Below are 24,464 nucleotides of genomic sequence, written 5' to 3'. Positions count from 1 at the left end.
CCTGCTAGCGCAGGGTGCGGTGGGCGAAGGCGACGAGGTAGTCGTTCAGCTGCCGTGACGCCTGGGCGGCTCCCTCCTCATCCTCGCCGTGTACGGCACGCAGGATCGCCTGGTGGCAGTCGGCGCCCGCCCGGATGTCCGCGGCCCGATCGCGCAGGTTGGCGAACCAGAACCGCCGCGACAACCCCTGCAGCGGCGCCATCGCCACCGACAGGAAGTCGTTGCCCGCCGCCTCCGCGATCAGCGCGTGCGACTCCTTGAGCAGCGGGCCGAAGGCGTGGGCGTCGTCACCGGCGAAGCGTTCGAGCCGTTCCGTGAGGGCCAGCATCGCCGCGCGCTGCCGGGGCGAGGCGCGCTGGACGGCCAGCCGTACGGCCAGCTCCTCCAGGCTGCGCCGCACTTCGAGCAGCCGCAGCTGCGACTCGACCGAGGCTTCTGCGACGAAGACGCCGCGGTTGGGGTGGATGTCGACCATCCGGTCTCTGGCCAGGCGTTGCAGCGCCTCGCGCACGGGAGTCCTGCCGAAGCCGGTGCGCTCCATCAGCGCGCGCTCCGACAGCAGGCTGCCGGGCGCCAGCTCCTGGAAGGTGATCAGCTCTTCGAGCGCCTGGTAGGCCTGATCGCTCTTGTTCAACGTTGCTCCCGCCTCTGGACAGCTTCCAGCATACCGGTGTATCAATGGCACATCACCGATATATCACTGGTGTACTAGTCAAGGGAGCACGTCGATGCGCTACATCCTGTTCCTCACGTCCGACCAGAACGCGACCCTCGGCCCGCCTCCGCAGGACCTCATCGAGGCGATCGGCCGGCACGGCGAGGAGATGACCGCCGCCGGGGTGCTGCTGGCGACCGGCGGCCTGTCGGCGCCCGGCGCGGGCGCGCGGCTGCGGCTGTCGGACGGCTCCACCACGCCGATCGACGCCAAGGAGCAGATCGAGGCCTACGCGCTGATCAACGTCGACTCGCACGAGCACGCGGTGAGCGTCGCCGAGCAGTTCCTGGGCCTGCACGCCAAGTACTGGCCGGCGTGGCAGGGCGAGGCCGAGGTCCGTCAGGTGTTCGGCCCGGAGGCGTGATGACCGCCGTCGCCTCGGTCCGCGATCGTTCCGGCGCGCTGCTCGCCTGCGGCGTGGTCGCGGGGCCCTTCTACGTCGTGGTCGCCGTGCTGCAGATCGTCACCCGCGAGGGGTTCGACATCACCAGGCACCCGGTGAGCATCCTCAGCAACGGCGCGATGGGGTGGGTGCAGGTCGGCAACTTCCTGATCGCCGGACTGCTGACCATCGCCTTCGCCGCGGGCATGGGCCGCGGATGGGCCTCGCGGCTGATCGCCCTCTACGGTGCGGGAGTGGCCGGTGCCGGGGTGTTCTCGGCCGACCCGATGGGCGGGTTCCCGATCGGGGCGACGGAGACGGTCTCCTGGCACGGGATGATGCACTTCGTGGTCGGCGGCGTCGGGTTCCTCGGCCTGATCGGCGCGTGCCTGGTCATGGCGCGCGCCCACGCGGCCGAAGGGCGGCGCGGCTGGGCCGCCTACTCGGCGGTGACCGGGGTGTTCTTCCTGGCCGCCTTCGTCGGCATCGCGTCCGGCTCCTCGATCCCGGGCATCAACCTGGCCTTCGCCGCCGCGGTGGTGGCGGGCTGGGCGTGGATCACGCTGACGGCCCAGCACCTGCGCTGACCCGGTCGTCCTCGGCCGGTCGGCGCGTCTCCCTCCCCCATGCCAGCGCGGCCACGGTGATCGCGCTGAGCACGGTCAGGTAGACCGCCACCGGCCACCAGTGCCCCGCCCAGGCCACCAGCGCGGTCGCGACCAGCGGCAGCAGGCCACCGGCCAGGACGGAACCCAGCTCGCGGGCGGTGGCGAACCCCGACAGGCGGGTACCGGCGTCGAACAGTTCGGCGAAGTACGCCGCCTGCGGGGCCAGCATCGCGGGGTAGAGCACACCGAACCCCACCACGAACCCGGCGACGAGCGGCGCCGGCGACAGCGTCTGCAACAGCAGGAAGTACGGCACGAGCCAGCAGGCGGAGGCGACGGCGCCCCCGGCGTACACGATCCTCCTGCCCACCCGGTCGGACAGCGCCGCCCACAGCGGGACGGCGGCGATCTGCACACCGGCGGCGAGCACCACGGCCAGCAGGGTGAGCTGCCTGTCCACGCCGAGCGTGTCGACCGCGTACGCGACGCCGAACACCGGGAACGTGTAAGCGAAGGCGTTCTCCGCCAGCCGCGCCCCGATGACGACGACGAACGGGCGCGCGTTCCCCCGGAGCACGGCCAGCACCGGCGCCCTCTCCGGCCTGACCGCCGACCGGAACACCGGCGACTCGGTGACGCGCCGCCTGATGAAGAACCCGGCCACCAGCAGGGCCGCGCCGAGCAGGAACGGCACCCGCCACCCCCACGCCAGGAAGGCCTGCTCCGGCATCCTGACCATGAGCTGGAACACTCCGGTCGACAGCAGCGTGGCCAGCGCGAACCCGCTCGCCGCCCACGCGCCCGCCAGCCCCCTGCCGCCGGGGCGCGCGTGCTCGACCGACAACACGACCGCCCCGGCGTACTCGCCTCCCGCGGCGAACCCCTGCGCCAGCCGTAACAGGACCAGCAGGACCGGCGCCCAGACCCCGATCTGCGCGTAGGTGGGCAGCAGCCCGATCAGCGTGGTCGCCACGCCCATCACCGTGATGGTCAGCAGCAGGACGGCCCTGCGCCCGCGCCGGTCGCCGAGGTGGCCGATCACCAGCCCGCCGACCGGGCGCGCAGCGAAGCCCACGGCGTACGTGGCGAAGACGGCCAGCCGTCCCGCTGTGGGGGCGGCGAGGGGGAAGAACAGCTTGTTGAGCGCCACGGCGGCGGCCGTGCCGTAGATCAGGAAGTCGTACCACTCCAGCGTGGTGCCGACGAGGGCGGCCACTCCCGCCCGGCGCGCCTGGTTCACCTCCGGGTCACCGCCCCGCCCTGGATCGGGCCGACGAGCCTGGCGTACTGGCCGAGCCAGCCGCTCTCGTGCGCCGCCGGGCGCACCGTCCCCTCGCGGACGGGGGTCGCGTCGAGGGCGCGAGCGTCCAGATCGATCGTGATCAGGTCGCCGTCCTCGACGCCGCCCAGCGGGCCGCCGTCGGCCGCCTCCGGCATGACCTGCCCCACCACGAGGCCGTGGTTGAGCCCCGACAGCTCGCCGTCGGTCACCACGGCCACCTCGCCGCCGAGCCCCGCGCCGTTGAGCGCGGCCACGAAGCCCGCCGCGAACACCGTCCCAGGACCGCCGTGCACGCCCATCCCCCGCAGCACGATCACCTCACCGGCGTGGATGAGCCCCTCGCCCAGCGCCGCGATGGCCGCGTCCTCGTCGGCGAACACGCGGGCGGGCCCCTCGAAGCGGCGCGCCGTCGCGTCGCGGACCCCGGCGAGCTTGACGATCGCGCCGTCCGGCGCGAGGGAGCCGCGCAGGATGATCAACCCGGGCTCGGGACGTACCGGGTCCTTGAGGTCCCTGATGACGCGCCCGTCGGGCGGGTCAGCGGCGTCGGCCAGCTCGCCGACGGTACGACCGGTGACCGTGAGCGCTCCGGTGTGCAGCCGAGGGCGCAGGGCGCGCAACACGCTGCGCACCCCGCCCGCCTCGTCGAGCTCCCACACCTGGTGCGGGCCGTTGGGACGGATCGCGGCGAGCTGCACGGCGTCCCTGCCCCGGGCCTCGACGAGGGCGACGACGTCCAGGTCGAGCTCGGCCTCCGCGGCGATCGCCGCCAGGTGCCTGACGCAGTTGACCGAGCCGCCCAGCGCCAGGGCGACCTCGACGGCGTTCTCGATCGCCTGCGCCGTGAGCACCTTCCTGGCGGTGAGGCCCTCCTCGATCATGGCGACCACGCGGGCGCCCGCCTCCTCCGCCCTGCGCCACATGTTGGGCCCGTTCGCCCTGGTCGGGGCCGAGCCAGGCATCGTCATGCCGAGGGCCTCCGCCAGGCAGTGCATGGTGTTCGCCGTAGCCAGCCCCGCGCACACCCCTGGGCCCTCGATCGCCCGGTCGGCCAGCTCGCCCAGCCGCTCGGCGCCCATCCCCGCGCCGACCGACTCGTAGACCGTGTCGATGTCCACGGAGCAGCCGGCGAAGGTGCCACCGCGCTGGTAACCACCGATGACCACGATCGAGGGCAGGTCGAGCCTGGCCGCCGCCATCAGGTGCGCGGGGGTGGTCTTGTCGCACGACGACAGGAAGACGACCCCGTCCAGGACCGCGCCCTCCACGGCCGCCTCGACGTCGTTGACCACCAGGTCCCTGGTCGGCATGAGATAGCGGGCGCCGCGTCCCGCGCTGGTGACGAAGTCGCTGGGGGCGGTGGTGCGGATCTCGAACGGCAGGCCGCCCGCACCGCGCACCGCCTCGGCGACGCGCCTGGCCACCTCGTCGAGGTGGATGAAGCAGACGGACAGGTGCGAGGAGGTGTTGACCACCGCGACCTTGGGTTTCTCCTGGTCTTCCAGGCTGATGCCCATCGCGCTCCACTGCGCTCGCCGTACGGCCCAGCGGGTGGTGCCCGGAGTGAAGTTGCTCCGTAATCCCATGGGCTGGATCTTGCCGCAAGGGAGACCCTTGGTGCGAGAGTGAACGGGCTGGAGCTGCTTCTCCTCGGGCACAAGCTGATCGAGATCGCCAGGAGGCGATCCCGCGTGCCACCTTCCACACCCCTCCCGCCGGCGCCCGCGCTGTGCTCGTGGACGTCTTCCGTCACCCCGGCACCTCCATCGGCGAGACTGCCCAACCTGGTGTCGTGTCGGCGGTGACCTGGTCTCCGAGCCGGCCGCTTCCGATCGGCGCAGGTCGCCGTTCTCGCGAAGCTGACACACGGCCTCGGACCCCTCCAGGAACCCGCCTAGGACTCCAGGAAACGGAGGACTGCGAGGATGCGGCGGCTGTAGCCGGTCACGTGGATCAGGCGCAGCTTGTCGAACACGGCGTTGACGTGCTTCTCCACCGCGCTCTGCGACACGTGCATCGCCTCGGCGATCGTCGCGTTGGTGTAGCCCTGGGCCATGTGCTCCAGCACCTCCCGCTCGCGGGCGGTGAGGCGTGACAGGGGGTCGACCTGGGTGGTGCGGGCCAGGAGCTGCCGCACCACCTCCGGATCGAAGGCCGCTCCCCCGGCGCCCACGCGCTCCAGGGCGTCCAGGAAGTCGGAGACCTGCGCCACCCGGTCCTTCAGCAGGTAGCCGACACCCTCCACATCGCCCGACATGAGCTCGGTGGCGTATTTTTTCTCGACATACTGCGACAGGACCAGCACCCGCACGGACGGCCACCGCGAGCGGATCTCCAGCGCGGCGCGCAGCCCCTCGTCGGTGTGCGTGGGCGGCATCCGCACGTCCACCACCACGATGTCCGGCCCATGCGCCTCCACCGCGTCCAGCAGCGCGACGGCGTCGCCCACCGCCGCGGGCACCGTGTGTCCCTCCTCGACGAGCAGCCGCACCAGGCCCTCGCGCAACAACGTCGAGTCCTCGGCCAGGATCACCCTCACAGGAGCCCCGCCGTCTCCCCGGTCGGCCCGCTAACCGGAAGCCCCGCCGTCCCTATGGTCGGCCCGCCAACCGAGCCGACACTCGGGAGCCCCGTCGCCACCGCAGTCGGGCCGACACTCGGGAGCTCGGCCGTCACCACGGTCGGCCCGCCGGGAGGGCTGGACACCGAGAACGTCCCGTCCAGGGCGGCCACCCGTCGCGCCAGGCCCGACAGCCCGCCGCCCGCCGGGTCGGCGCCGCCCACCCCGTCGTCCTCGACCCGCACCAGCACCGCAGCCCCCTCCTCACGAACCTCCACGACGATCTTCCCAGCCCCGGCGTGCTTGGCGGCATTGGTGACCGCCTCGCACACCAGGAAGTACGCCGCCGACTCCACCGCCATCGGCGGCCGCCCGCGCAGGTCGCACGTCACCGCGACCGGCACGCTGGAGCGCTCGGCCACCGACGCCAGCGCCTCGCCCAGCCCGAGCGAGTCCAGCCCGCTCGGGTAGACCCGCCACGCGACCTCGCGCAACTCGGCCAGCGCCCGCTGCGCCTCCTCGTGCGCCTGCTCCAGCAGCGCCACCCGCCCGCGCCTGGCCCGGCCGATCAACATCGACAGCGCCACCAGGCGCTGCTGCAACCCGTCGTGCAGGTCGCGCTCGATCCTGCGCCGCTCGGAGTCGACGGCGGCCACGATCCCCGCGCGGGTGGCGGCCAGCTCGGCGATCCTGCGCTCCAGCGCCTCGGTGGGCGAGGGGCCGAGCATCCGGGTCGCGAGCTGCCGCTCGACCACGTCGACCCCCACCAGTCCGCAAATATCCAGGAAAAGCAGGACGAGGCCGCCGAGCACGATATATCCCATGATCAGCGGCGTGGGCGACATGCCGTCGAAGGTCTCCCCGCGCACCCACGCCCACGCGATCCGCACGCCGGTGACCGTACCGATGACCAGCAGGGCGAGCACGATGCCGCCCAGGATGCCGAACGGCCAGCGCAGCGGCAGGTACCGCAGCCCCTCGAAGGTGTCAGCCGTGGCCACCCCCAGCCGCCGCGCCTCGAAGGCGGCCAGCCGCCGGGCGACCGCGCGGTGGCGCAGGAACGGCCAGGCGGCCAGCAACAGCAGCGGCTCCACGACCGCGCTCAGCGCCCCGGCAAGGACCCTAGCGACGAGACGCATGCCTGGTGCCCCGGCGCTCGACCAGCCGGACGACGACGAAGACCACGATCGCCAGCACGACGAGCCCGATCACCACGTTCGTCCCAACCCCCACATATCCCTCCACAAGCGCCCAATTCTCCCCCAGAAAGTACCCGGCCATGACGAAGATCGTGTTCCACGTCAGGCTGCCCAGCGTGGTGAACAGGGTGAACGTCGCCAGCGGCATGCGGTTGACCCCGGCCGGGATCGAGATGAGGCTGCGAAAGATCGGGATCATCCGCCCGAAGAACACCGTCTTCACCCCATGCCGGGTGAACCACACCTCGGTGCGCTCGATGTCGGAGACCTTCACCAGCGGCAGCTTCGCCGCGATCGCGACCACCCGGTCCCTGCCCAGCGCCGCGCCGATCCAGTAGAGGGCCAGCGCGCCCACCACCGAGCCCAGCGTCGTCCACACCAGCGCCTCCCACAGCGCCATCTGCCCGCGCGAGGCGGTGAATCCGGCCAGCGGCAGGATCACCTCGCTGGGCAGCGGCGGGAACAGGTTCTCCAGCGCGATCGCGAAGCCCGCTCCAGGCGCACCCAAGGTGTCCATCAGTCCAGTCGCCCACTCGGCGATGCCGTCGCTCATGCCTAAGACCCTACGAATCAGTGGATATGTCGGGGATGAGGCTGGCTGCCCTGTGTGACTGTGGTAAACCCCAGGGAATTCCTACCGTACACTGTACGGTCATGACGGATCTCGTACGGCACGCAGTCGTGTTCGAGCCGGGCGACCCGCCCCGCTCGGGCCTGATGGCCTTCCTCGACCCGGCCGGTGACGGCACCGCCACCGTCGTCGAGCGGCACGAGGGCGCCCTGCGCACCCGCGAGGTTCCCGCGACCCGCATACCCGTCGCCGACGCCGTGGCCGCCCTGGCCAAGGCGCGCCGCGACGACGGCGCGCACCCGGCCGCCCGCTTCTGGGGCGGCGTCGCCCTGGTCGGCCTGCAGCTCGTGGCCAGGGGCCGGATCCTGCCCGCCGTCACCGACGGCGACCACGACTCCTGGCGGGCCGGGCCGTTCGACCTGGCCGACGTCCAGCGGATCAGGGAGCTGGCCGACGCGATGCCCGCCGAGGCGCGGGCCGTACCAGGTCAGGACGGGAGCCTGCCCGAGGCCGAGAGCCACGTGCGGGCCTTCCTCGACGCGGTCGCCGACGCGATGCCGCGCTCCCCCGGCGCCATCAGGGCCACCGGCACCACCGCCTTCGCAGCGGCCAGGCCGGTCAAGGTGCCCCACCTGCGCGGCTGGGCCGAGGAGCTGTCCCCAGGCGTACGGCTGTCGCTGCGCGTGGAGAGCGCGCACGAGCACACCAGCTTCCGCGCCGTCGTGCAGCTGCACAGCCTGGCCGACCCCTCGCTGGTGGTCGACGCGGGCGCGCTCTGGGCGGGGCAGGACGCCGGGTTCGGCCAGCGGGCCAGGATCGACGCGACCATCGCCATCCGCCGCGCCGCCCGCCAGTGGCCCGCCATGGCGCGCCTGCTCGACAACGAGGTGCCAGACGAGCTGATCCTGTCCGACGAGGACGTCGAGGACCTGCTGGCAGGCGGGGCGAACGGCCTCGAGGTGCACTGGCCCAGGTCGCTGGTCGGCGGGCTGACCGCCAGGGCCGTAGTGGGCGAGCGTGACAGCGCCCCCTCCGACCTGCCCTCCTTCCTGGGCGGGCGCAACCTGACCAGCTTCGACTGGCAGCTCGCCCTGGGCGGCGAGCGCCTGACGCAGGCCGAGATGGACCTGCTCGCCGAGTCGCACCGCCCCGTCGTACGGCTGCGCGACCAGTGGGTGCTCGTCGACCCCGAGGTGGCCCGCAAGGCGCGCATGCGCGAGCTCAAGCCGCTCACCGGCATCGACGCGCTCAGCGCGGCACTGACCGGGACCGTCGAGGTGGACGGCGAGCAGATCGAGGTCACCCCCAGCGCCTGGCTGGAGGACCTGCGCGCCAGGCTGGGCGAACCCGAGCAGATCGACCAGCCGGAGCGCCTGGCCGCCCAGCTGCGCGACTACCAGCTGCAGGGGCTGCGCTGGCTGGCCAGGATGACCGGGCTCGGCCTGGGCGCCTGCCTGGCCGACGACATGGGCCTGGGGAAGACGATCACCCTGATCTCCCTCCACCTGCACCGCGACAGCGGCCCGACGCTGGTCGTGTGCCCCGCCTCGCTGATGGGCAACTGGGAACGAGAAATCCGGAAATTTGCCCCCGGGGTGAAGACCACCCGCTACCACGGCACAAAGCGCGATTTGCCGGATGAGGGGTTCGTCCTCACCACCTACGGCACGATGCGCGTGGACGCCGAGAAGCTCGGCGAGCACCCCTGGGGGCTCCTGGTCGCCGACGAGGCACAGCACGTCAAGAACCCGCACTCCAGCACCGCCAAGGCGCTGCGCGAGATCCCCGCGGCCGCCCGCGTGGCACTGACCGGCACCCCGGTGGAGAACAACCTGTCGGAGCTGTGGGCGATCCTCGACTGGACCACCCCGGGCCTGCTCGGATCGCTGGCCCGCTTCCGCGGCCGCTGGGCCAAGCCGGTCGAGTCCGGCGACAGCGAGACGGCCGAGCGGCTCAAGCGGCTGGTCGGGCCGTTCCTGCTGCGCAGGCGCAAGTCCGACCCCGGCATCGCGCCCGAGCTGCCGCCCAAGACCGAGACCGACCAGCCGGTCGCGCTCACCCAGGAGCAGGCCGGGCTCTACGAGGCCGTGGTGCGCGAGATCATGGAGGAGATCGCCGGTTCCAGCGGCATGGCCAGGCGCGGCCTGATCGTCAAGCTGCTGACCGGGCTCAAGCAGATCTGCAACCACCCGGCGCAATACCTGCACGAGCAGCAGCCCAGGCTCACCGGCCGCTCGGGCAAGTTGGAAGTGCTGGACGAGCTGGTCGACACCATCGTGGCCGAGGACGGCGCCGTCCTGGTGTTCACCCAGTACGTGGCCATGGCCAGGCTGCTCGACAAGCACCTCCAGGCGCGCGGCATCGCCACCCAGCTCCTGCACGGCGGCACCCCGATCCCCAAGCGCGAGGAGATGGTCCAGCGCTTCCAGGACGGCCAGGTCCCGGTCTTCCTGCTCTCGCTCAAGGCGGCCGGGACCGGGCTGAACCTGACCCGCGCCGACCACGTCATCCACTACGACCGCTGGTGGAACCCCGCCGTGGAGGACCAGGCCACCGACCGCGCCTACCGCATCGGCCAGACCAAGCCGGTCCAGGTGCACCGCCTGGTCACCGAGGGCACCATCGAGGACCGCGTCGCCGAGATGCTCGCCGCCAAGCGCTCCCTGGCCGAGGCCGTGCTGACCTCGGGCGAGGCGGCGCTCACCGAACTCACCGACGCCGAGCTGGCCAACCTCGTGGAGTTGAGATGACCGCCGCCAGAGGCTTTCCCGCCTTCGCCAAGCAGCGCGCAGGGGCCCGCTTCGCCACCTCGTGGTGGGGCAGGTCGTGGATCCAGGCGCTGGAGGACACCTCGCGCGAGCAGAACCTGCTGCGCAAGGGCCGCGCGTTCGCCAAGGCCGGACAGCTCGGGCCCATCACCGTCAGCCCAGGCCGCATCACCGCGGTCGCCGAGGCGGAGTTCCACGTCGTGGTGCAGGTGGAGCAGCTCACCGACGCCGAGTGGGGCCGGTTCCTGGAGCAGGTGGCCGCCAAGGCCGGGCACATCGCGGCCCTGCTCGACGGCGACATGCCGCACGACCTGGTGGAGGCGGCCCAGGACGCGGCCGTGCCGCTGCTGCCCGCCATCGGCGACCTGGACTCGGAGTGCGAGTGCCCCGACTGGGGGCTGCCGTGCAAGCACGCGGCCGCGCTCTGCTACCAGACGTCGTGGTTGCTGGACGCCGACCCGTTCGTGCTGCTGCTCATGCGCGGGCGGGGGCGCGAGGAGGTCCTGGAGGCGCTGCGCTCGGCGCCGGTACCGGCCGCCGGGACGCCCGCCGCCGAGGCGTTCGCGCTGGGCGTGCCGCCGCTGCCCGAGCCGCCGCCGGTCGAGGTGCCCTTCACCGCGCCGGAGCTGGAGCCGGGCGAGGGGGTGGACGTGGCCGCGCTCGGCGTGCTGGCGTTCGACGCCGCGTTGCGGGCGCGGGAGCTGCTGCTCACCGGGCGGCTCGCCGTACTCCCCGAATGGCAGGACCGGGTGCGGATGGCCGCCGTCCACGACCTCGACATCGGCGCTGAAGCCGCCGTCCAGGCCTGGCGGTACGGCGGAGCCGACGGCCTGGAGGTGCACGAGACGCCGTGGACGCCGCCCAAGCAGGACCTGGCCAGGGCGCGCGCCGCCTGGCAGCAGGAGGGCCTGCCGCAGGTCGAGGCGTGGCGCAACCGCTGGACGGCGGGCGGGGTGCAGCTACGGCTGAGCAAGGGCGGCCGCTGGTACCCCTTCGCCGAGCGGGACGGCGGCTGGTGGCCCGCCGGTCCGCCGGAGCGCGACCCCGTCGCCGCCGCCGGGGATGCGATCATGGGGTGATGGCCATCAGACGCGTGGTACCCGACCTGACAACGGCGGAAATCGCCGGCAGCAGCCGCTTCTACCAGGAGGTGCTGGGGTTCGAGGTGGTGATGGACCTCGGCTGGGTGGTGACGCTGGCCGCCCCGGACAACCCGACCGCGCAGGTCACCCTCATGGGGAAGGACGAGAGCGCCCCGGTGCAACCGGACGTGTCGATCGAGGTGGACGACGTCGACGCGGCGCACGCGGCGGCCGTGGCGCGCGGCGACGACATCGTGCACTCCCTGCGGGACGAGCCGTGGGGGGTGCGCAGGTTCTTCGTGCGCGACCCGTCCGGCCACGTGGTCAACGTGGTGAGCCACCGCTAAAACCGTTGGCGCGCACCCGCCCGCCGCCCCTACGCTGCGCGCCGTGACCATCGAGATCAGACCTGAGACGCCGGCCGACCACGACAGCGTCGGCGACCTGCACGCGCAGGCCTTCGGCGACCCCGTGCGGGTGCCCGCCCTGGTGACGGCGCTGCGTGAGACGCCGGACCCGCTGTCGTTCGTCGCCGTGGACGGCGAGCGGGTGGTGGGGCACGTCATGCTCAGCGCCTGCCGCCTCGACGCGCAGGAGCGGCTGGTGGACGTGATGTCCCTGTCGCCGCTCGGCGTCCTGCCCGCCTACCAGGGGCAGGGCATCGGCACCCGCCTGCTCGAGCACGCCCTCGCCGAGGCCACCGTGCCGCTGGTCTTCCTGGAGGGCTCGCCCGCCTATTACGGCAAGCGCGGCTTCCAGCGCGCCGACGAGCTGGGCTTCAGGTCACCGTCGTTGCGCATCCCGCCGCCCGCGTTCCAGGTGGCCACGCTGAGCTCCTACGAGCCGTGGATGACCGGCACGTTCGTCTACTCCGAGCCGTTCTGGGCTCACGACTGCGTCGGGCTGCGCCAGTGACCCGGGTGGACCAGCCCGGCGGGTAGCCGCGTGCTCGCGTCGCCCCTGGCGGCGTCGAGCTGCGCCTGGATGAGGAACAGCGCGCCGGTCAGGTCGGCGCCGCCCAGCTTGGCGTCGCGCAGGTCGGCCCCGATGAGGTCGGCCCTGCGCAGGTCGGCGCCCCTGAGGTCGGCCCCGATCAGGTAGGCGCCGCGCAGGTTGGCCCCGCGCAGGTCGGCGCCCTTGAGCTTGGCGCCCATCAGGTCGGCGCCGCGCAGCTCCTTCTTCTTGCTGATCAGCCCGGCCCTGACCTGCTCGCTGGCGCGCATCAGGTGCACGTTGGCCTCCTGGCGCAGCTCGCCCACGTCGATCGCCATGATCTCGTCGTAGCCGCCCTGGGCCAGCGCCTCCACCCTCGCCCGCATGGGCTCGGCGCCGGGCAGGACCGCGGTGGCCTCGGTGAGGTAGTAGAGCAGCTCGTGCAGGTGGCGCATGATCGGGAAGGCGGCGAACATGCGCTTGGCCGTGCCCGGGGAGTCGCGCCAGTCGTGGCCCTCGAAGGTGACCTGGGAGACCTGCTGTCCCGCGCCGAAGCAGTCGTAGACCGTGCATCCGTTGAAGCCGCGCTGCCTGAGCTCGGTGTGGATGCCGCAGCGGGAGTCCTGGCGGAGGTTGGGGCACGCCTGCCCGGCCGGCTTGTCGATCGCGAAGTCCGCGGAGGCGGCGAACGCGGGCACGACACAGCACAGGCCGAAGCAGCTCGCGCAGTCGGCTTGGAGTTTCACCAGGCCACTCTAGAGTGGCCGCCATGGGTAAGCACTTCGAGGTCGGCAAGGAGCTCCCCGTCGACGCCACGCCCGAGCAGGTGTGGGCGGCGATCGCGACGGGGCCGGGCACGGACTCCTGGTTCATGGGGCGCACCGCGCTGGAGCCCGGTCTGGGCGGCGCCGTCCGCATGGAGTTCGGCGGCTACGCCGAGGAGTCGCGCGTGGTGGCCTGGGAGCCGTTCGAGCGCTTCGCCCACCGCACCGAGGCGGGGGACGACGGCAGGTTCGTCGCCTACGAGTTCATCATCGAGGGCCGCGACGGCGGCAGCACCGTCATGCGCACGGTCACCAGCGGGTTCCTGCCGGGCGACGACTGGGCCGGCGAGTTCGAGGCGATGGGGCACGGCTTCGAGCTGTTCTTCCGCACCCTGGTCGAGTACGTCACGCACTTCGCCGGGCGTACGGCGACGCCGCTGTCGGTGTTCGGGCCGCCGATGACCGGCTGGGAGCCGCTGCACGCCGAGCTCGGGCTCAGCGACTCCCCCGCGGTCGGCGACAAGGTGACCGCCCTGGGGCCGGACGCCGTCGTCTACTTCACCGACGCCCACGCGCTCGGTGTGCGCACCGGCGACGCGCTCTACCGGTTCATGTGGGGCTTCGGCGGGCCGGTGATCGCCAGCCACCACCTGTTCGGCGAAGCCGAGACGGCGGCGTACTGGCAGGCGTGGCTCGACCGCGTCTACGCCGGATAGGCGGGGGTCCAGCCGAGTTCCTCGACGGCCCTGGCGTTCGACACCCGGAGCGAGGTGTCGATCATCAGGGCGCCCAGGTAGGGCACCATGAGCCGGAGCATCCAGCCGGGCACCCGCCGCCCATGGGCCTTCTCGCCCCAGGTGGCCGGGTGGCCGTCCACGACGTTGTACGGCCTGCCCGCCGTACCCCGCTCCAGGGCCGCGACCGTGGCGACGGCAGCGTCGTCCACGTGGATCCACGCCATCACGCCACCGCCGTCCCACGGCACGGGCAGCCGGCTGGCGGCCGGGTCGAGCCAGGTGCCCGGCCCGTAGAACAGCCCGTAACGCAGCGCGATCCCGCCCGCCGCCAGCGTCTGCTCCTCGGTGGAGACCAGCCCGTCGATGACGAAGTCGGCCACGCCGCCCTGCTTGACCCCGAACGGGTCGTCCTCGGTCAGCACCCGGTCGCCGTGGTCGGTGTAGCCGTAGCCGAGCGCCATCGACTGCGTCAGGAACCGTTCCGCGCCGAGCGCCTCGGCCGCCTCCAGCAGGTGCGCCGTGCCGCGCACGCGCAGCGCGGTGCTGGGGTCGTCGGCGTCCAGGGTGCGCCGCGGCTTGGCCAGGGCGGTCAGCTCGTGGATCACCGCGTCGGCGCTGAGCCCGTCGAGCGCGCGCAGCAGCCCGTCGCGGTCCATGGCGTCGGCGCGCACCGCCCTGGCTCCCTGGGCTACCACGGCTCTGGCCGAGTCCTCGCTGCGCGCCAGCGCCAGCACCTCGTGACCGGCGGCGATCAGCGCCTTCGTCAGCGGGCGGCCCACGGCCCCGGTCGCGCCCGCCAGGAGGACCTTCACTCGACCCACACGCCGTCCACGATCAGGTCGCGCTCCTCCAGCTCGTTGACCTCGCGCCAGGCCTGCAGCCGCAGCGGTCGCACGCGGAAGTACAGGTAGGGGCTCTTCAACGCGCGCGGGTCGAATCCCGTCTTGACCGCGAACGCGTCCCCCTCCTCCTGCGACAGCTCGGCGGGATCCAGGGTCTCCGCCGCGCCCTCGATGAGGATCACGTCGCGGGTCAGCCCGATGCCGATCCGCGCGGCTCCGTTGGCCACGAGGTTGCGCGCGGTCGGGTTGGCGGCGTTGGTCGACAGCAGCAGGGTCTCGTTGTCCCACAGGAAGGACAACGGCATCATGTACGGCGCGCCGCCCGCGTCGGCGGTGGCCACCCAGCAGTCGATGTCGTGTTCAAGCCGATACAGGGTGTCGATGCGGCGCTGTGTCTTGGTCCTGGCAGGTGGATTCATGGATGAAGTGTGGCAGCATTGGCGGATCTTTCGCCGCGACCAGGAGGGGCGCCAGCAGGCATGACAGCCGTGACCGTCGTGATCCCCACGTTCAACGAGGCAGACAACCTGCCGCAGATCACGGCCGCCCTGCTCGCGTTGCCGCTGGACGGCCTGAGCGTTCTCGTCGTCGACGACGACTCCCCCGACGGCACCGGCAAGATCGCCGACGAGCTGGCGGAGGCCCATCCCGGCCGCGTCGGCGTGGTACACAGGAAGGTCAGGCAGGGCCTCGGCCGCGCCTACGTCGAGGGCATGCAGCGGGCGCTGGCCGAGGGCGCTGACTACGTGGTGCAGATGGACGCCGACTTCTCCCACCCGGTGGACGCCGTCCCCCGCCTGCTGGGCACGGCCGAGGCGACCGGGGCCGCGTGCGTGATCGGCAGCAGGTACGTGCCGGGCGGGACGCTGGCGCCGGAGTGGAGCGCCTACCGCCGCGCGCTGTCGGCGTGGGCGAACCTCTACGTGCGCACGATCCTGCGCATGGGGCTGCGCGACGTGACGGCCGGGTTCAAGGTCTGGCGCGCCTCCTGCCTGGCCAAGCTCGACCTGGCCGGGATCGCCTCCGGCGGCTACAGCTTCCAGGTGGAGATGCACTACCGGGCCATCAGGGCGGGCATGCCGATGGTGGAGATCCCCATCCACTTCTCCGACCGGCACGCGGGCAGCTCGAAGATGAGCCTGCGGGTGCAGCTGGAGTCGGCGCTGATGCCCTGGCGGCTGCTGCTCAAACGCCACTAAACTAACCACATGGTAGATTTTCTCTGGGGTGTGGCAGGCAGCGCCCACCAGACCGAGGGCAACAACGTCGCCAGCGATATGTGGGCCCTGGAGAACCGGCCTGGCTCGCCCATGGCCGAGCGCAGCGGCGACGCCTGCGACAGCTACCATCGCTGGGCCGCCGACCTCGACCTGGTGCGCTCGCTCGGCTTCGACTCCTACCGCTTCAGCGTGGAGTGGGCCCGCGTCGAACCGGTGGAGGGCCGCGTCTCCCTGGCCGCGCTGGCCCACTACCGGCGCATCGTCGAGGGCTGCCTGGAGCGCGGGCTCACCCCGGTGGTGACGCTGCACCACTTCTCCTCCCCGCAGTGGTTCCAGCAGGACGGCGGGTGGCTCGCCTCCTCCGCCGTGGAGCGGTTCCGCCGCTACGTGCGCGCCGTGGCGCCGATCCTGGACGGCGTGACCTGGGTGTGCACGATCAACGAGCCCAACATGCTGGCGATGGTGGCCACCATGCTGAAGGCCGACCGACCGGCCGGAGGCGTGGCAGGGGCGATGCCGCCGCCCGACCAGGACGTCGCCGACGCGCTGGCCGCGGCGCACCGCGCGGCCCGCGCCGAGCTGACCGGGTTCATGACCGGGTGGACGATCGCCAACCAGGGCTTCGAGGCGCACGAGGGCGCCGTGGCCGAGCGCGACGCGTGGGCGTGGCCGCGCGAGGACCAGTTCCTCGAGGTGGCCAAGGGCGACGACTTCGTCGGCGTGCAGGCCTACACCCGCGTGCTGGTCGGCCGCGACGGCGCGCTCCCGGTGCCCGAGGAGGCCCGCCGTACGCTGACGGGCTGGGAGTTCCACCCCGCCGCGCTCGGCAACGCGGTGCGTTACACCGCGGAACGGGTGCCCGGCGTGCCGATCCTGGTCACCGAGAACGGCATCGCCACCGCCGACGACGCCGAGCGGATCGAGTACACCTCGGCGGCGCTCGACGGGCTGCGCGCCGCCATGGACGACGGCGCCGACGTGCGCGGGTACCTGCACTGGTCGCTGCTGGACAACTACGAGTGGGGCTCCTACCTGCCGACCTTCGGCCTGGTGTCGGTGGACAGGCGGACCTTCGCCCGTGCGGCCAAGCCCAGCGCGCACTGGCTCGGCGCCGAGCGTGCGAGGATCCTTGGACCCTGATTTGTGGAGGTATAAGGATGTTTGCGATCTCGCTGGGTGACGGCGCGGAACTGAAGCCGCTGGAGCCGTGGCGGGCCGAGGAGTTCCTGGCGCACATGGACCGCGGCCGCGAGTTCATCGGCAGGCACGTCGGGCTGCCCGACGCCGCGGCCGACCTCGACTCGGCCCGCGCCTGGCTGCAGTCCTACGCCAACAAGGCGGCGGCGGACACCGGCCGCCTGTACGGCATCTGGCTCGACGGGCTGCTCGTCGGCGGCGTCCTGTTCCGCGTCTTCGACACCGCCAACGAGACCTGCGAGGCCGGTTGCTGGCTCGAACCGTCCGCCGCCGGGCGCGGCCTGATCACCCGCGCCTGCCGCGTCATCATCGACTGGGCCGTCAAGGAGCGCGGGATGCACCGGGTGGAGTGGCACGTCTCCTCGGAGAACCAGCCGAGCATCAACGTGGCCAAGCGGCTCGGCATGACCCGCGACGGCGTGCTGCGCGAGAGCTACCTCTACCGCGGCGTGCGGCAGAACACCGAGATCTGGTCGGTGCTGGCCTCCGACTGGCCCGTCAGCTAGGCCTCGCCTCCAGGAGGGACTCGTCCACCATGGCGCGGAAGTCCGCGACCGTGGCCACGGTGGCGAGCCGCTCCTCCGGTATCGCGACGCCGAACTCGATCTCGATCCTGGTGATGGCGGCGATCAGCACCAGCGAGTCGAAGCCGAGATCGGCGAGCGTGGTCCGCGCGTCGTCGTCGGCGAGTTCCACGTCGCCGTTCTCGCCCGCCGCCTCGCACAGGATCCGGAGAACCGTCGGCATGTCGATGCGATCCATGAAGCTCCTCGTTTCTCTGAGTGGATGGACTCACGGGGCGCCGGGCGCGCCCAGCACCAGTGCGGAGTGGAAGCCGCCGGCGCCGCGGGCGAGCACCAGCGCGGTGCGCCCGGGCCACGGCCGGGACCGCCCGGTCACCAGGTCGATCCCGTAGGCCGGGTCCGGCGCCGCGACCCGTCCGGCCGGGGGCAGCACCCCGTCGCGGAAGGCCAGCAGCGCCGCGACGACGTCGACCGGGCCGCCCCCGGAGAACAGCCGGCCCGTGCTCGCCTTCGGCGCGGCCACGGGTACGGCATGCGGCCCGAACAGGGCGGCGACGGCCGCCGCCTCGGCCAGGTCGAGCGCGCGCGTGCCGCCCGCGTCGGCGAACACCGCGTCGACGTCGCCCGGCGAGAGCCGCGCGTCGGCCAGCGCCAGCTCGGCGGCGCGGAGCAGCCCGGAGCCCGGCGAGCGCGCGTCGAACGCCGCGCCGTGGCCGAGGAGCCGGCCGTACGGCGCCGCCCGCCCGCGCGGGGGCGCCCCCTCGGGCTCCACCACGAGGATCGCCCCGCCCTCCCCCGGCACGTAACCGCACGCCTCTGAGCTGAAGGGCAGGTAGGCCCGGTCCGGCCGCCGCTCGCGGCTGACGTCCCGGTTGCCGAGGTGGGACGCGTGTCCGTAGGGAGAGCGCGAGCTCTCCATCCCCCCGGTGATCACCACGGCGGCGCCGGAGCGCACCTGGCGCAGGGCGTTCCCGATCGCGTCCAGGCCGCCCGCCTGCTCGCCGACGAAGACGCTGGCCGGGCCGCGCATCGCGTTCCTGATGGAGATCTGGCCGGCGTTGACCGCGTAGAACCAGGCGAACGACATGTAGGTGCTGACGTGCTTGGGTCCCTGCTGCCACAGCGCCTGGAGTTGCTGCTGGCCATACTCGAACCCGCCGAAGGCGGCCGCGGTGCTGATGGCCGCGCCGGCCAGGTGGTCGGGGGCGAGGCCCGCGTCCGCCACGGCCCAGTCCGTCGCCGTGAGGGCGAACTGGGTCATCCGGTCGGTCTGCGCGATCAGCCGGCCCGGCAGGTGATCGGCGGGGTCGAACCCGTCCACCTCGCCGGCGAGCGTCACCGGCCATCCAGTCACGTCGAACCGGTCGATCCGCCGGATCCCCAGGTCACCGGCGCGGGTGGCGGCCCAGTACGCCTCGGCGCCGACCCCGGTGGGCGCGATCACGCCCAGCCCGGTGATCAGGGCCCCGGTCACGGCTGCCCTCGCAACACCATCGCGCTCTGGAACCCGCCGAACCCGCTGCCCACCGTCAGCACGGAACGCAGCGGGCTCTCCCTGGCGGTCCGCGGCACGTAGTCCAGGTCCAGCTCCGGGTCGGGCTCAGTGAGGTTGGCCGTCGGCGGGATCGTGGCGTGCTCGATGGCCAGGGCGCTGGCGGCGATCTCGATGGCGCCGATCGCGCCGAGCGAGTGGCCGATCATCGACTTGATCGAGCTGACCGGCACCGTGTACGCGTGGTGGCCCAGCGCGCGCTTGATCGCCATCGTCTCGTGCCGGTCGTTCTGCTGCGTCGCGGTGCCGTGCGCGTTGACGTAGTCGACCGCGTCCGGCGCGAGGCCGGAGGTGGCGAGCGCGGCGTCCATCGCCCCGGCGAGCTCGGCGCCGTCCGTGCGCAGGCCGGTCATGTGGTAGGCGTTGCACCGCGCCGCGTACCCGGCGATCTCCGCGTAGATGTGCGCCCCGCGCCGCCGGGCCGTGCCGTACTCCTCCAGCACGAGGACCGCGGCGCCCTCACCGAGCACGAAGCCGCTGCGGTCACGGTCGAAGGGGCGCATCGCGTTGACCGGATCGTCGTTGCGCGGCGAGGTGGCCCTGATGGCGTCGAAGCACGCCACGGTGATCGGCGAGATCGGCGCGTCGGTGCCACCCGCCAGCATGACGTCCGCGCTGCCCTCGCGGATCAGCTGCCAGGCGTGCCCCACCGCGTCGATGCCCGAGGTGCAGCCTGCGGACACGACGGTCGCCGGCCCCAGGGTGCCGAACCGGGTGGCGACCTCCGCCGCGAACGAGCTCGGGACGAAGTAGTCGTACTGGTGCGGCACGACGTAGGCGGGATCCACCTCCCAGCGCCTGGCCTGGTCGCTGAGCACGAGGTATTCGTCCTCCAGCCGCATGGTGCACCCCACGGCCGTGCCGATGCTCACGCCCGCCCGTTCCGCGCACCCCTCGAAGTCGGCGCCGCTGTCGGCCACCGCCTCGTCTCCGGCCACCAGGAGCAGCTGCGCGGCCCGGTCGAGCCGCCTGATCTCCTGCGCGCTCAGCCCCTCCCTCGCCGCGTCGAAGTCGCACTCGGCGGCGATCCTGGAGCGGAATGCTCCTGCGTCGAAGAAACTGATCGGGCGGAAGGCAGGGCGCCCGTCGACGAGCCGCTGCCAGAAGGCCTTGCGCCCGGGGGTGCCCGGGGCGACCACGCCCATCCCGGTGATCACCACCCGCCGTTCTTGCATTCCCATCTGCGGTTCTCCCTGCAACGAATGCGGTGCCTCGATGGACTCTGTCGCCGCGGGGTCGAGCGGGTATCGGGGCGGAGCAGACCCGGAGTCCGTCTCTCCTCGGCAGGCCCGAGAGCGCCTTTATCGCCCGTCGACACCGCGCTGCGACGGTGATCCACGACCGACAGAAACGGGAGAGCCAGATGCCGACCAAGAACCGCACGATCGTCGACCTGAGCCATTCGATCAGCCACGAGATGCTCACCCACCCGTGGATGCCCAAGCCGCGCGTCACCGAGTTCATCAGCCGGGAGCAGTCCGCCTCGTTCCTCGCGCCCGGCGTCACGTTCGCCCTGACGCAGGTGGAGCTGTGCGGCAACACGGGCACCTACATCGACGCGCCGAACCAGTTCCACGTCGACGGCGCCGACGTGGCCGGTCTGAGCCTGGAGCGCATGGTGGACATCCCGATCACGGTGATCAGGGTCCCTCCGGAGAAGCTGTCCGACGGCCGGTCGATTGGACCGGAGGTGTTCAAGGGCTTCGAGCTGGCCGGTCAGGCGGTCCTGATCAACACCGGCCACGACCGGCACTGGGGCACCGGCGGCTTCTTCAAGGACTCGCCGTTCCTGACCGGCGACGCGGTGCGGGCGCTGCTGGACGCGGGACCCGGCATCGTCGGGATCGACAGCCAGAACATCGACAGCGGTACGGACAACAGCAAGCCCGCGCAGAACCTCCTGCTCGGGGCCGACATCTACGTGCTGGAGACGCTGACCCGGCTGGACCAGCTGCCCGACACCGGCGCCAGGCTGACCGTGCTGCCCACGCCGATCGCCGGCATCGGGAGCTATCCGGTTCGCGCCATCGCGGTCATCGACCGGTGATCGTCCAGCCCTCCCCGGCGCCGGTCACGCCGTCCGGCGCCGGACCCGTCATCGACGTCAGGGACCTGCGGATGCGATACGGCGCCAGCGAGGTGCTGGCCGGCGTCACCTTCACGGTGCAGCGCGGGGAGGTGGTCGCCCTGCTCGGGCCGAACGGCGTCGGCAAGAGCACGACCATCGAGATTCTCGAGGGGTTCAGGGTCCGCTCCGCCGGCCAGGTGTCGGTCCTCGGAGCGGACCCCGTGCGGGGCGACCGGCGATGGCGGGCGGAGATCGGCGTGGTGCTCCAGTCGTGGGCCGACCACGGCAAGTGGCGGGTCCGCGAGCTCGTCGCCCACCTGGGCGCCTACTACACGCCGTACGCGACCGCGTCCGTGCCCCGGCCGTGGGACCCGGACGCGTTGCTGGAGCTGGTCGGGCTGACCGGCCTGGCCAGGCAGAAGGTGCGCCGGCTGACCCAGGGGCAACGACGGCGGCTCGACGTCGCCATCGGCCTGGTCGGCCGGCCGCAGCTGCTGTTCCTCGACGAGCCGACCGTCGGGTTCGATCCCCGTTCCCGTCACGACTTCCACACGATGATCAGGCAGCTGGTCGAGACGGAGCAGATCACCGTCGTGCTGGCCACCCACGACCTGGCGGAGGCGGAGCGGCTGTCGCACCGGATCCTGCTGCTCGCCGGCGGCCGCATCATCGCGGACGGCTCGGCCGAGCAGCTCTCCACCCGCGCAGGCTCCACCGCCGAGGTGCGCTGGAGCAGGAACGGCAGGCGCTTCACCGCCTCCACGCCGACCCCGGCCCGCCTCGTCCACCAGCTCTACGCCGAGCACGGGGACGGCATCGGCGATCTCGAGGTGCACCGGGCCACCCTCGAACAGAGCTATCTGGCGCTGGTCCGCGACTGGGAGGCGCGATGAGGAGCGCGTACGTCCCCCTGCGCGCGGGGATCAGGCACGGGCTGACCGAGCTGAGGCAGCTGTTCCTCGACAGCCACCACATCCTGGTCACGCTCATCTCCACCGGGATCTTCTTCGCCGCCATGCTGTTCACCCGCGGCATCGTGGTGTCTGGCACGTCGTTCTCGCTGGGGGTGACGATGTTGCCCGGCGTGCTCGGGGCCAACATCGGGCTCAACGGCGTCGCGACCATGGCCGGGACCCTGGCGGTCGAGCGGGAGGACGGGACGCTGCTGCGCGCCAGGACCGTGCCGGGCGGCCTGGCCGGCTACCTGGTCAGCAAGGTCGTCGCGCTGTCCAGCTCGCTCGTCGTCACGGCGGGGCTGACCCTCGCCGCCGGGCTGGTGGTGTTCCCGGAACTCGTCACCCACGGCGTGCGCACCTGGGCCACGTTGGGCGCCGTGCTGGTCCTCGGCCTGGCGGCGACGTTGCCGCTCGGGATGGCCATCGGCCCGTTGCTCCCCAACTCGCACAGCTTCGGGCTGGTCATGTTCCCCCTGTGCGCGTTGGCGGCCGTCTCGGGCGTCTTCTACCCGATCACCCAGCTGCCCGCGCAGCTGCGGTGGATCGGCGAGGTCTTCCCGCTGTACTGGCTGGGGCTCGGCGCCCGCTCGGCGCTGCTGCCCGACGCCATGGCGGCCGTGGAGATCGGCGGGTCGTGGCGGCTGCTGACCGGGGCAGGCGTGCTCGTCGCGTGGACGGTGGCCGGCGTGCTGGCCGCACCCGTCATGCTCCGCAGGATGACGCGCGAGGAGTCGGGGTCGAAGCTGCTCTCCCGCAGGGAGAGGGCCATGCAGCGGGTGGGGTGACCCGTACGCGGGGAAGGGCGGAGCGGGTCGCGCTCCGCCCTTCTCGATGGGGGGAGCGGATCGCGCTCCCCCCGGCTCGTGGTGATCAGGCGCGCTCGACCGTCCTGTCCGGCCACAGCTGGGCCGCGAGCGCGTCGACGACCTCCTGATCCAGCCGCCGGCCGCGAGCCGACACGTAGCCGTCCGGCCGTACGAGGATCCAGCCTCCTTCGGCCAGCCCGAGGCTGGCGCGCAGGGCGCCGTCACGGTCGCGCAGGAGACCGGGCGCTCCGGAACCGTCGCCGGCGCCGACGGAACGCACGGACAGCCAGGCGTCGTGCCGGGTGGTCGCGACGTCGAGCAGCTCGGCGAGCTCGCCGCCCGCGCGGGCGGGCACGGCGACCAGCAGCGTCCAGCGAAGGTCCTGGAGCTCGGCGTCGAACGCCTGCTCGGCGGGCGACCCCTCGGGACCCGCCGCGCGGCGGGTGAGCCGCTGGCCGGGTCGTGGGGCGCTCGCGCCGCCGTTCGCGCGGGTCAGCGGGCTCTGCGCGTACTCGAGGTTGAGGCCGGACACCGCGCCGAGCATCTTGCCCTGCATCCGCCTGCGCAGCGCGGGGATCCTGGACACCGCGCCGAACACCAGGGGCAGCAGCCGGTCGGCGACCGGGTTGCTCAGCTGGACGAGGCTGGTGGCCTTCTCCGTGGAGGACAGCAACCCCTCGCCGACGGGAACGCGCTCGAGACCGTAGGTGTCCAGCAGGCTCTGACCCGCGTGGCCCCTGACGACCATGGCGAGCTTCCACCCGAGGTTGTAGGACTCCTGGATCCCGGTGTTCATGCCCTGGCCGGAGGCCGGACTGTGCACGTGGGCCGCGTCACCGGCGACGAAGCACCGGCCCTGGCGCATCCTGGGCACCATGCGCTGCTGGGCGGTGAACACCGACACCCAGGTGGGCGGGTGGACCAGCACGTGCCCGCCGAGCCCGGTGCGCAACTTGCCCGTCAGCCGCTCGGCGAGCCGCACGGGGTCGCCGTCGTAGTCCACGTCCACCGTGTCGAGCACCCGCCACCGGCCGCTCTCGATGAACGGCACGGCCATCATGGTGACGGCGTTGGCGCGGATCCAGTAGATGCTGTTGGGCGGCAGATCGGTCTCGACCTGGGCGTCGGCCAGCAGCCATGTCTGGCGGGACGCGCCGATCAGCGGGAGGTCCAGCACCTTGCGCACCGTGCTGTGCCCGCCGTCGCAGCCGATCAGCCAGGGGACCCGGTACGTCTCGGTGGACTCGCCGCGGCGCAGCTCGGCCGTCACGCCCTCGTCGTCCTGCTCGAACGACTCCAGCCGCACGCCCCACTCGGGCTCGACCCCGTGCGCGCGCAGGGCGTCGCGCAGGATCTCCTCGGTGACGATCTGGTCGATGCACAGGGTGAACGGGTATCTGGTCGGCATGTCGGTGTAGTCGGCGGCCAGCCTGGCCAGGCGGCGCCCGTCCCTGTACAGCGCGAACCCGGTGATCCGCCGCCCCCTGCTGAGGACGGCGTCGATGACCCCGAGCTGGGCGTAGACCTCCAGCGTCCTGGGATGGGTCGCGATCGCCCTGCTGGTGGTGGCGGGACCGGGCGCGGCGTCGACGATCCGCACCCCGATGCCGCGTCTGGTCAGGTCGAGCGCGGCGGTCAGGCCGACCGGCCCGGCGCCCGCGATCAACACCTCGGCGGAGGAATCCATCTGCTGGCAAC

26 protein-coding genes are annotated in these 24,464 nt (G+C 72.5%); 13 read left to right on the top strand and 13 right to left on the bottom strand.

The window, feature by feature from the left end; genetic code table 11:
- Positions 1-4 precede the first annotated feature (4 nt).
- Positions 5-634, bottom strand: a complete 630-nt coding sequence (locus ACIBG8_RS06160; RefSeq protein ID WP_397341452.1) for a GntR family transcriptional regulator — start codon at positions 632-634, stop codon at positions 5-7.
- Positions 635-728: 94 nt separating this feature from the next.
- On the opposite strand from ACIBG8_RS06160, the gene ACIBG8_RS06155 reads away from it, so the two are divergent.
- Together ACIBG8_RS06155 and ACIBG8_RS06150 are read left to right on the top strand one after the other, a co-directional pair.
- Positions 729-1,079: a YciI family protein gene (locus tag ACIBG8_RS06155; RefSeq protein ID WP_397341451.1), complete on the top strand. Its 351-nt coding sequence runs from the start codon at positions 729-731 to the stop codon at positions 1,077-1,079.
- Positions 1,079-1,684 (top strand): DUF998 domain-containing protein, encoded by a 606-nt coding sequence (locus ACIBG8_RS06150; protein WP_397341450.1) that lies wholly within the window; start codon positions 1,079-1,081, stop codon positions 1,682-1,684. Before ACIBG8_RS06155 ends, ACIBG8_RS06150 begins: the two co-directional genes overlap by 1 nt.
- Here the strand turns inward: ACIBG8_RS06150 and ACIBG8_RS06145 are convergent.
- From ACIBG8_RS06145 to ACIBG8_RS06125, 5 genes are all read right to left on the bottom strand, one after another.
- Positions 1,656-2,945, bottom strand: coding sequence for an MFS transporter (locus ACIBG8_RS06145; RefSeq protein ID WP_397341449.1), 1,290 nt, complete (start codon positions 2,943-2,945; stop codon positions 1,656-1,658). The two genes, ACIBG8_RS06150 and ACIBG8_RS06145, sit on opposite strands and share 29 nt — an antisense overlap.
- Positions 2,942-4,573, bottom strand: coding sequence for a dihydroxy-acid dehydratase (locus tag ACIBG8_RS06140; RefSeq protein WP_397341448.1), 1,632 nt, complete (start codon positions 4,571-4,573; stop codon positions 2,942-2,944). The genes ACIBG8_RS06145 and ACIBG8_RS06140 overlap by 4 nt, the downstream gene beginning before the upstream one ends.
- A gap of 308 nt (positions 4,574-4,881) precedes the next feature.
- On the bottom strand, positions 4,882-5,526 hold the full coding sequence (locus tag ACIBG8_RS06135; protein ID WP_397341447.1) for a response regulator: 645 nt from the start codon (positions 5,524-5,526) through the stop codon (positions 4,882-4,884).
- On the bottom strand, positions 5,523-6,686 hold the full coding sequence (locus ACIBG8_RS06130; protein ID WP_397341446.1) for a sensor histidine kinase: 1,164 nt from the start codon (positions 6,684-6,686) through the stop codon (positions 5,523-5,525). Before ACIBG8_RS06130 ends, ACIBG8_RS06135 begins: the two co-directional genes overlap by 4 nt.
- Positions 6,670-7,299 carry a DedA family protein gene (locus ACIBG8_RS06125; RefSeq protein ID WP_397341445.1) on the bottom strand — a complete coding sequence of 210 codons (630 nt, stop codon included), beginning with the start codon at positions 7,297-7,299 and terminating at the stop codon, positions 6,670-6,672. Before ACIBG8_RS06125 ends, ACIBG8_RS06130 begins: the two co-directional genes overlap by 17 nt.
- Positions 7,300-7,400: 101 nt before the next feature.
- On the opposite strand from ACIBG8_RS06125, the gene ACIBG8_RS06120 reads away from it, so the two are divergent.
- The 4 genes from ACIBG8_RS06120 to ACIBG8_RS06105 are packed head-to-tail and all read left to right on the top strand — an operon-like array spanning position 7,401 to position 12,082.
- The gene (locus ACIBG8_RS06120; protein ID WP_397341444.1) at positions 7,401-10,067 is read left to right on the top strand and encodes a DEAD/DEAH box helicase; all 2,667 of its coding nucleotides are present in this window, start codon (positions 7,401-7,403) and stop codon (positions 10,065-10,067) included.
- On the top strand, positions 10,064-11,164 hold the full coding sequence (locus ACIBG8_RS06115) for an SWIM zinc finger family protein (protein WP_397341443.1): 1,101 nt from the start codon (positions 10,064-10,066) through the stop codon (positions 11,162-11,164). Before ACIBG8_RS06120 ends, ACIBG8_RS06115 begins: the two co-directional genes overlap by 4 nt.
- Positions 11,164-11,514 carry a VOC family protein gene (locus ACIBG8_RS06110; protein ID WP_397341442.1) on the top strand — a complete coding sequence of 117 codons (351 nt, stop codon included), beginning with the start codon at positions 11,164-11,166 and terminating at the stop codon, positions 11,512-11,514. The genes ACIBG8_RS06115 and ACIBG8_RS06110 overlap by 1 nt, the downstream gene beginning before the upstream one ends.
- 43 nt (positions 11,515-11,557) lie before the next feature.
- Positions 11,558-12,082, top strand: coding sequence for a GNAT family N-acetyltransferase (locus ACIBG8_RS06105; RefSeq protein ID WP_397341441.1), 525 nt, complete (start codon positions 11,558-11,560; stop codon positions 12,080-12,082).
- Here the strand turns inward: ACIBG8_RS06105 and ACIBG8_RS06100 are convergent.
- On the bottom strand, positions 12,055-12,846 hold the full coding sequence (locus ACIBG8_RS06100) for a pentapeptide repeat-containing protein (RefSeq protein ID WP_397341440.1): 792 nt from the start codon (positions 12,844-12,846) through the stop codon (positions 12,055-12,057). The two genes, ACIBG8_RS06105 and ACIBG8_RS06100, sit on opposite strands and share 28 nt — an antisense overlap.
- Before the next feature lie 23 nt (positions 12,847-12,869).
- On the opposite strand from ACIBG8_RS06100, the gene ACIBG8_RS06095 reads away from it, so the two are divergent.
- A complete protein-coding gene (locus tag ACIBG8_RS06095; protein WP_397341439.1) occupies positions 12,870-13,580 on the top strand; it encodes an SRPBCC domain-containing protein in 711 nt (236 codons plus the stop codon).
- Here the strand turns inward: ACIBG8_RS06095 and ACIBG8_RS06090 are convergent.
- Entirely contained in the window at positions 13,568-14,413 is an 846-nt protein-coding gene (locus tag ACIBG8_RS06090) for an NAD-dependent epimerase/dehydratase family protein (protein WP_397341438.1), read from the bottom strand. The two genes, ACIBG8_RS06095 and ACIBG8_RS06090, sit on opposite strands and share 13 nt — an antisense overlap.
- The gene (locus ACIBG8_RS06085) at positions 14,410-14,862 is read right to left on the bottom strand and encodes a pyridoxamine 5'-phosphate oxidase family protein (protein ID WP_397341437.1); all 453 of its coding nucleotides are present in this window, start codon (positions 14,860-14,862) and stop codon (positions 14,410-14,412) included. Before ACIBG8_RS06085 ends, ACIBG8_RS06090 begins: the two co-directional genes overlap by 4 nt.
- Positions 14,863-14,922: 60 nt before the next feature.
- On the opposite strand from ACIBG8_RS06085, the gene ACIBG8_RS06080 reads away from it, so the two are divergent.
- The 3 genes from ACIBG8_RS06080 to ACIBG8_RS06070 are packed head-to-tail and all read left to right on the top strand — an operon-like array spanning position 14,923 to position 17,366.
- Positions 14,923-15,642: a polyprenol monophosphomannose synthase gene (locus ACIBG8_RS06080; RefSeq protein WP_397341436.1), complete on the top strand. Its 720-nt coding sequence runs from the start codon at positions 14,923-14,925 to the stop codon at positions 15,640-15,642.
- 9 nt (positions 15,643-15,651) lie between these two features.
- On the top strand, positions 15,652-16,803 hold the full coding sequence (locus ACIBG8_RS06075) for a glycoside hydrolase family 1 protein (protein ID WP_397341435.1): 1,152 nt from the start codon (positions 15,652-15,654) through the stop codon (positions 16,801-16,803).
- 17 nt (positions 16,804-16,820) lie between these two features.
- Positions 16,821-17,366 (top strand): GNAT family N-acetyltransferase, encoded by a 546-nt coding sequence (locus ACIBG8_RS06070; protein WP_397341434.1) that lies wholly within the window; start codon positions 16,821-16,823, stop codon positions 17,364-17,366.
- On the opposite strand, the gene ACIBG8_RS06065 is transcribed toward ACIBG8_RS06070, so the two are convergent.
- From ACIBG8_RS06065 to ACIBG8_RS06055, 3 genes are read right to left on the bottom strand one after another with little or no spacing between them, the layout of a single operon-like run.
- Positions 17,359-17,622, bottom strand: coding sequence for an acyl carrier protein (locus ACIBG8_RS06065; RefSeq protein WP_397341433.1), 264 nt, complete (start codon positions 17,620-17,622; stop codon positions 17,359-17,361). The genes ACIBG8_RS06070 and ACIBG8_RS06065 overlap by 8 nt on opposite strands.
- A gap of 30 nt (positions 17,623-17,652) precedes the next feature.
- On the bottom strand, positions 17,653-18,858 hold the full coding sequence (locus ACIBG8_RS06060) for a beta-ketoacyl synthase N-terminal-like domain-containing protein (RefSeq protein WP_397341432.1): 1,206 nt from the start codon (positions 18,856-18,858) through the stop codon (positions 17,653-17,655).
- Complete coding sequence (locus ACIBG8_RS06055) at positions 18,855-20,111, bottom strand: beta-ketoacyl-[acyl-carrier-protein] synthase family protein (RefSeq protein ID WP_397343900.1); 1,257 nt, start codon at positions 20,109-20,111, stop codon at positions 18,855-18,857. The genes ACIBG8_RS06060 and ACIBG8_RS06055 overlap by 4 nt, the downstream gene beginning before the upstream one ends.
- 188 nt (positions 20,112-20,299) lie before the next feature.
- Here ACIBG8_RS06055 and ACIBG8_RS06050 point away from each other — a divergent pair, with 188 nt between their 5' ends.
- The 3 genes from ACIBG8_RS06050 (at position 20,300) to ACIBG8_RS06040 (ending at position 22,745) form a co-directional block, all read left to right on the top strand.
- Positions 20,300-20,983 (top strand): cyclase family protein, encoded by a 684-nt coding sequence (locus ACIBG8_RS06050; protein ID WP_397341431.1) that lies wholly within the window; start codon positions 20,300-20,302, stop codon positions 20,981-20,983.
- Between the two features lie 71 nt (positions 20,984-21,054).
- Positions 21,055-21,897 carry an ABC transporter ATP-binding protein gene (locus ACIBG8_RS06045; protein WP_397343898.1) on the top strand — a complete coding sequence of 281 codons (843 nt, stop codon included), beginning with the start codon at positions 21,055-21,057 and terminating at the stop codon, positions 21,895-21,897.
- Positions 21,894-22,745, top strand: a complete 852-nt coding sequence (locus tag ACIBG8_RS06040; RefSeq protein ID WP_397341430.1) for an ABC transporter permease — start codon at positions 21,894-21,896, stop codon at positions 22,743-22,745. The genes ACIBG8_RS06045 and ACIBG8_RS06040 overlap by 4 nt, the downstream gene beginning before the upstream one ends.
- A gap of 85 nt (positions 22,746-22,830) precedes the next feature.
- On the opposite strand, the gene ACIBG8_RS06035 is transcribed toward ACIBG8_RS06040, so the two are convergent.
- A complete protein-coding gene (locus tag ACIBG8_RS06035; RefSeq protein WP_397341429.1) occupies positions 22,831-24,453 on the bottom strand; it encodes an FAD-dependent monooxygenase in 1,623 nt (540 codons plus the stop codon).
- Positions 24,454-24,464 lie beyond the last annotated feature (11 nt).

Origin of the sequence: Nonomuraea sp. NPDC050556 (assembly GCF_044457355.1) — a bacterium.
In the GTDB taxonomy this organism is placed as follows: domain Bacteria; phylum Actinomycetota; class Actinomycetes; order Streptosporangiales; family Streptosporangiaceae; genus Nonomuraea.
This window is presented reverse-complemented; position numbering and strand designations above follow the sequence as displayed.

Coding starts and splice junctions, on each gene's coding strand:
- ACIBG8_RS06125 (WP_397341445.1), bottom strand. CDS start 7,299: ATGAGCGACGGCATCGCCGAGTGGGCGACTGGACTGATGGACACCTTG.
- ACIBG8_RS06120 (WP_397341444.1), top strand. CDS start 7,401: ATGACGGATCTCGTACGGCACGCAGTCGTGTTCGAGCCGGGCGACCCG.
- ACIBG8_RS06130 (WP_397341446.1), bottom strand. CDS start 6,686: ATGCGTCTCGTCGCTAGGGTCCTTGCCGGGGCGCTGAGCGCGGTCGTG.
- ACIBG8_RS06085 (WP_397341437.1), bottom strand. CDS start 14,862: ATGAATCCACCTGCCAGGACCAAGACACAGCGCCGCATCGACACCCTG.
- ACIBG8_RS06045 (WP_397343898.1), top strand. CDS start 21,055: ATGCGATACGGCGCCAGCGAGGTGCTGGCCGGCGTCACCTTCACGGTG.
- ACIBG8_RS06050 (WP_397341431.1), top strand. CDS start 20,300: ATGCCGACCAAGAACCGCACGATCGTCGACCTGAGCCATTCGATCAGC.
- ACIBG8_RS06150 (WP_397341450.1), top strand. CDS start 1,079: ATGACCGCCGTCGCCTCGGTCCGCGATCGTTCCGGCGCGCTGCTCGCC.
- ACIBG8_RS06055 (WP_397343900.1), bottom strand. CDS start 20,111: ATGCAAGAACGGCGGGTGGTGATCACCGGGATGGGCGTGGTCGCCCCG.
- ACIBG8_RS06095 (WP_397341439.1), top strand. CDS start 12,870: ATGGGTAAGCACTTCGAGGTCGGCAAGGAGCTCCCCGTCGACGCCACG.
- ACIBG8_RS06155 (WP_397341451.1), top strand. CDS start 729: ATGCGCTACATCCTGTTCCTCACGTCCGACCAGAACGCGACCCTCGGC.
- ACIBG8_RS06140 (WP_397341448.1), bottom strand. CDS start 4,573: ATGGGATTACGGAGCAACTTCACTCCGGGCACCACCCGCTGGGCCGTA.
- ACIBG8_RS06040 (WP_397341430.1), top strand. CDS start 21,894: ATGAGGAGCGCGTACGTCCCCCTGCGCGCGGGGATCAGGCACGGGCTG.
- ACIBG8_RS06075 (WP_397341435.1), top strand. CDS start 15,652: ATGGTAGATTTTCTCTGGGGTGTGGCAGGCAGCGCCCACCAGACCGAG.
- ACIBG8_RS06110 (WP_397341442.1), top strand. CDS start 11,164: ATGGCCATCAGACGCGTGGTACCCGACCTGACAACGGCGGAAATCGCC.
- ACIBG8_RS06035 (WP_397341429.1), bottom strand. CDS start 24,453: ATGGATTCCTCCGCCGAGGTGTTGATCGCGGGCGCCGGGCCGGTCGGC.
- ACIBG8_RS06115 (WP_397341443.1), top strand. CDS start 10,064: ATGACCGCCGCCAGAGGCTTTCCCGCCTTCGCCAAGCAGCGCGCAGGG.
- ACIBG8_RS06070 (WP_397341434.1), top strand. CDS start 16,821: ATGTTTGCGATCTCGCTGGGTGACGGCGCGGAACTGAAGCCGCTGGAG.
- ACIBG8_RS06080 (WP_397341436.1), top strand. CDS start 14,923: ATGACAGCCGTGACCGTCGTGATCCCCACGTTCAACGAGGCAGACAAC.
- ACIBG8_RS06065 (WP_397341433.1), bottom strand. CDS start 17,622: ATGGATCGCATCGACATGCCGACGGTTCTCCGGATCCTGTGCGAGGCG.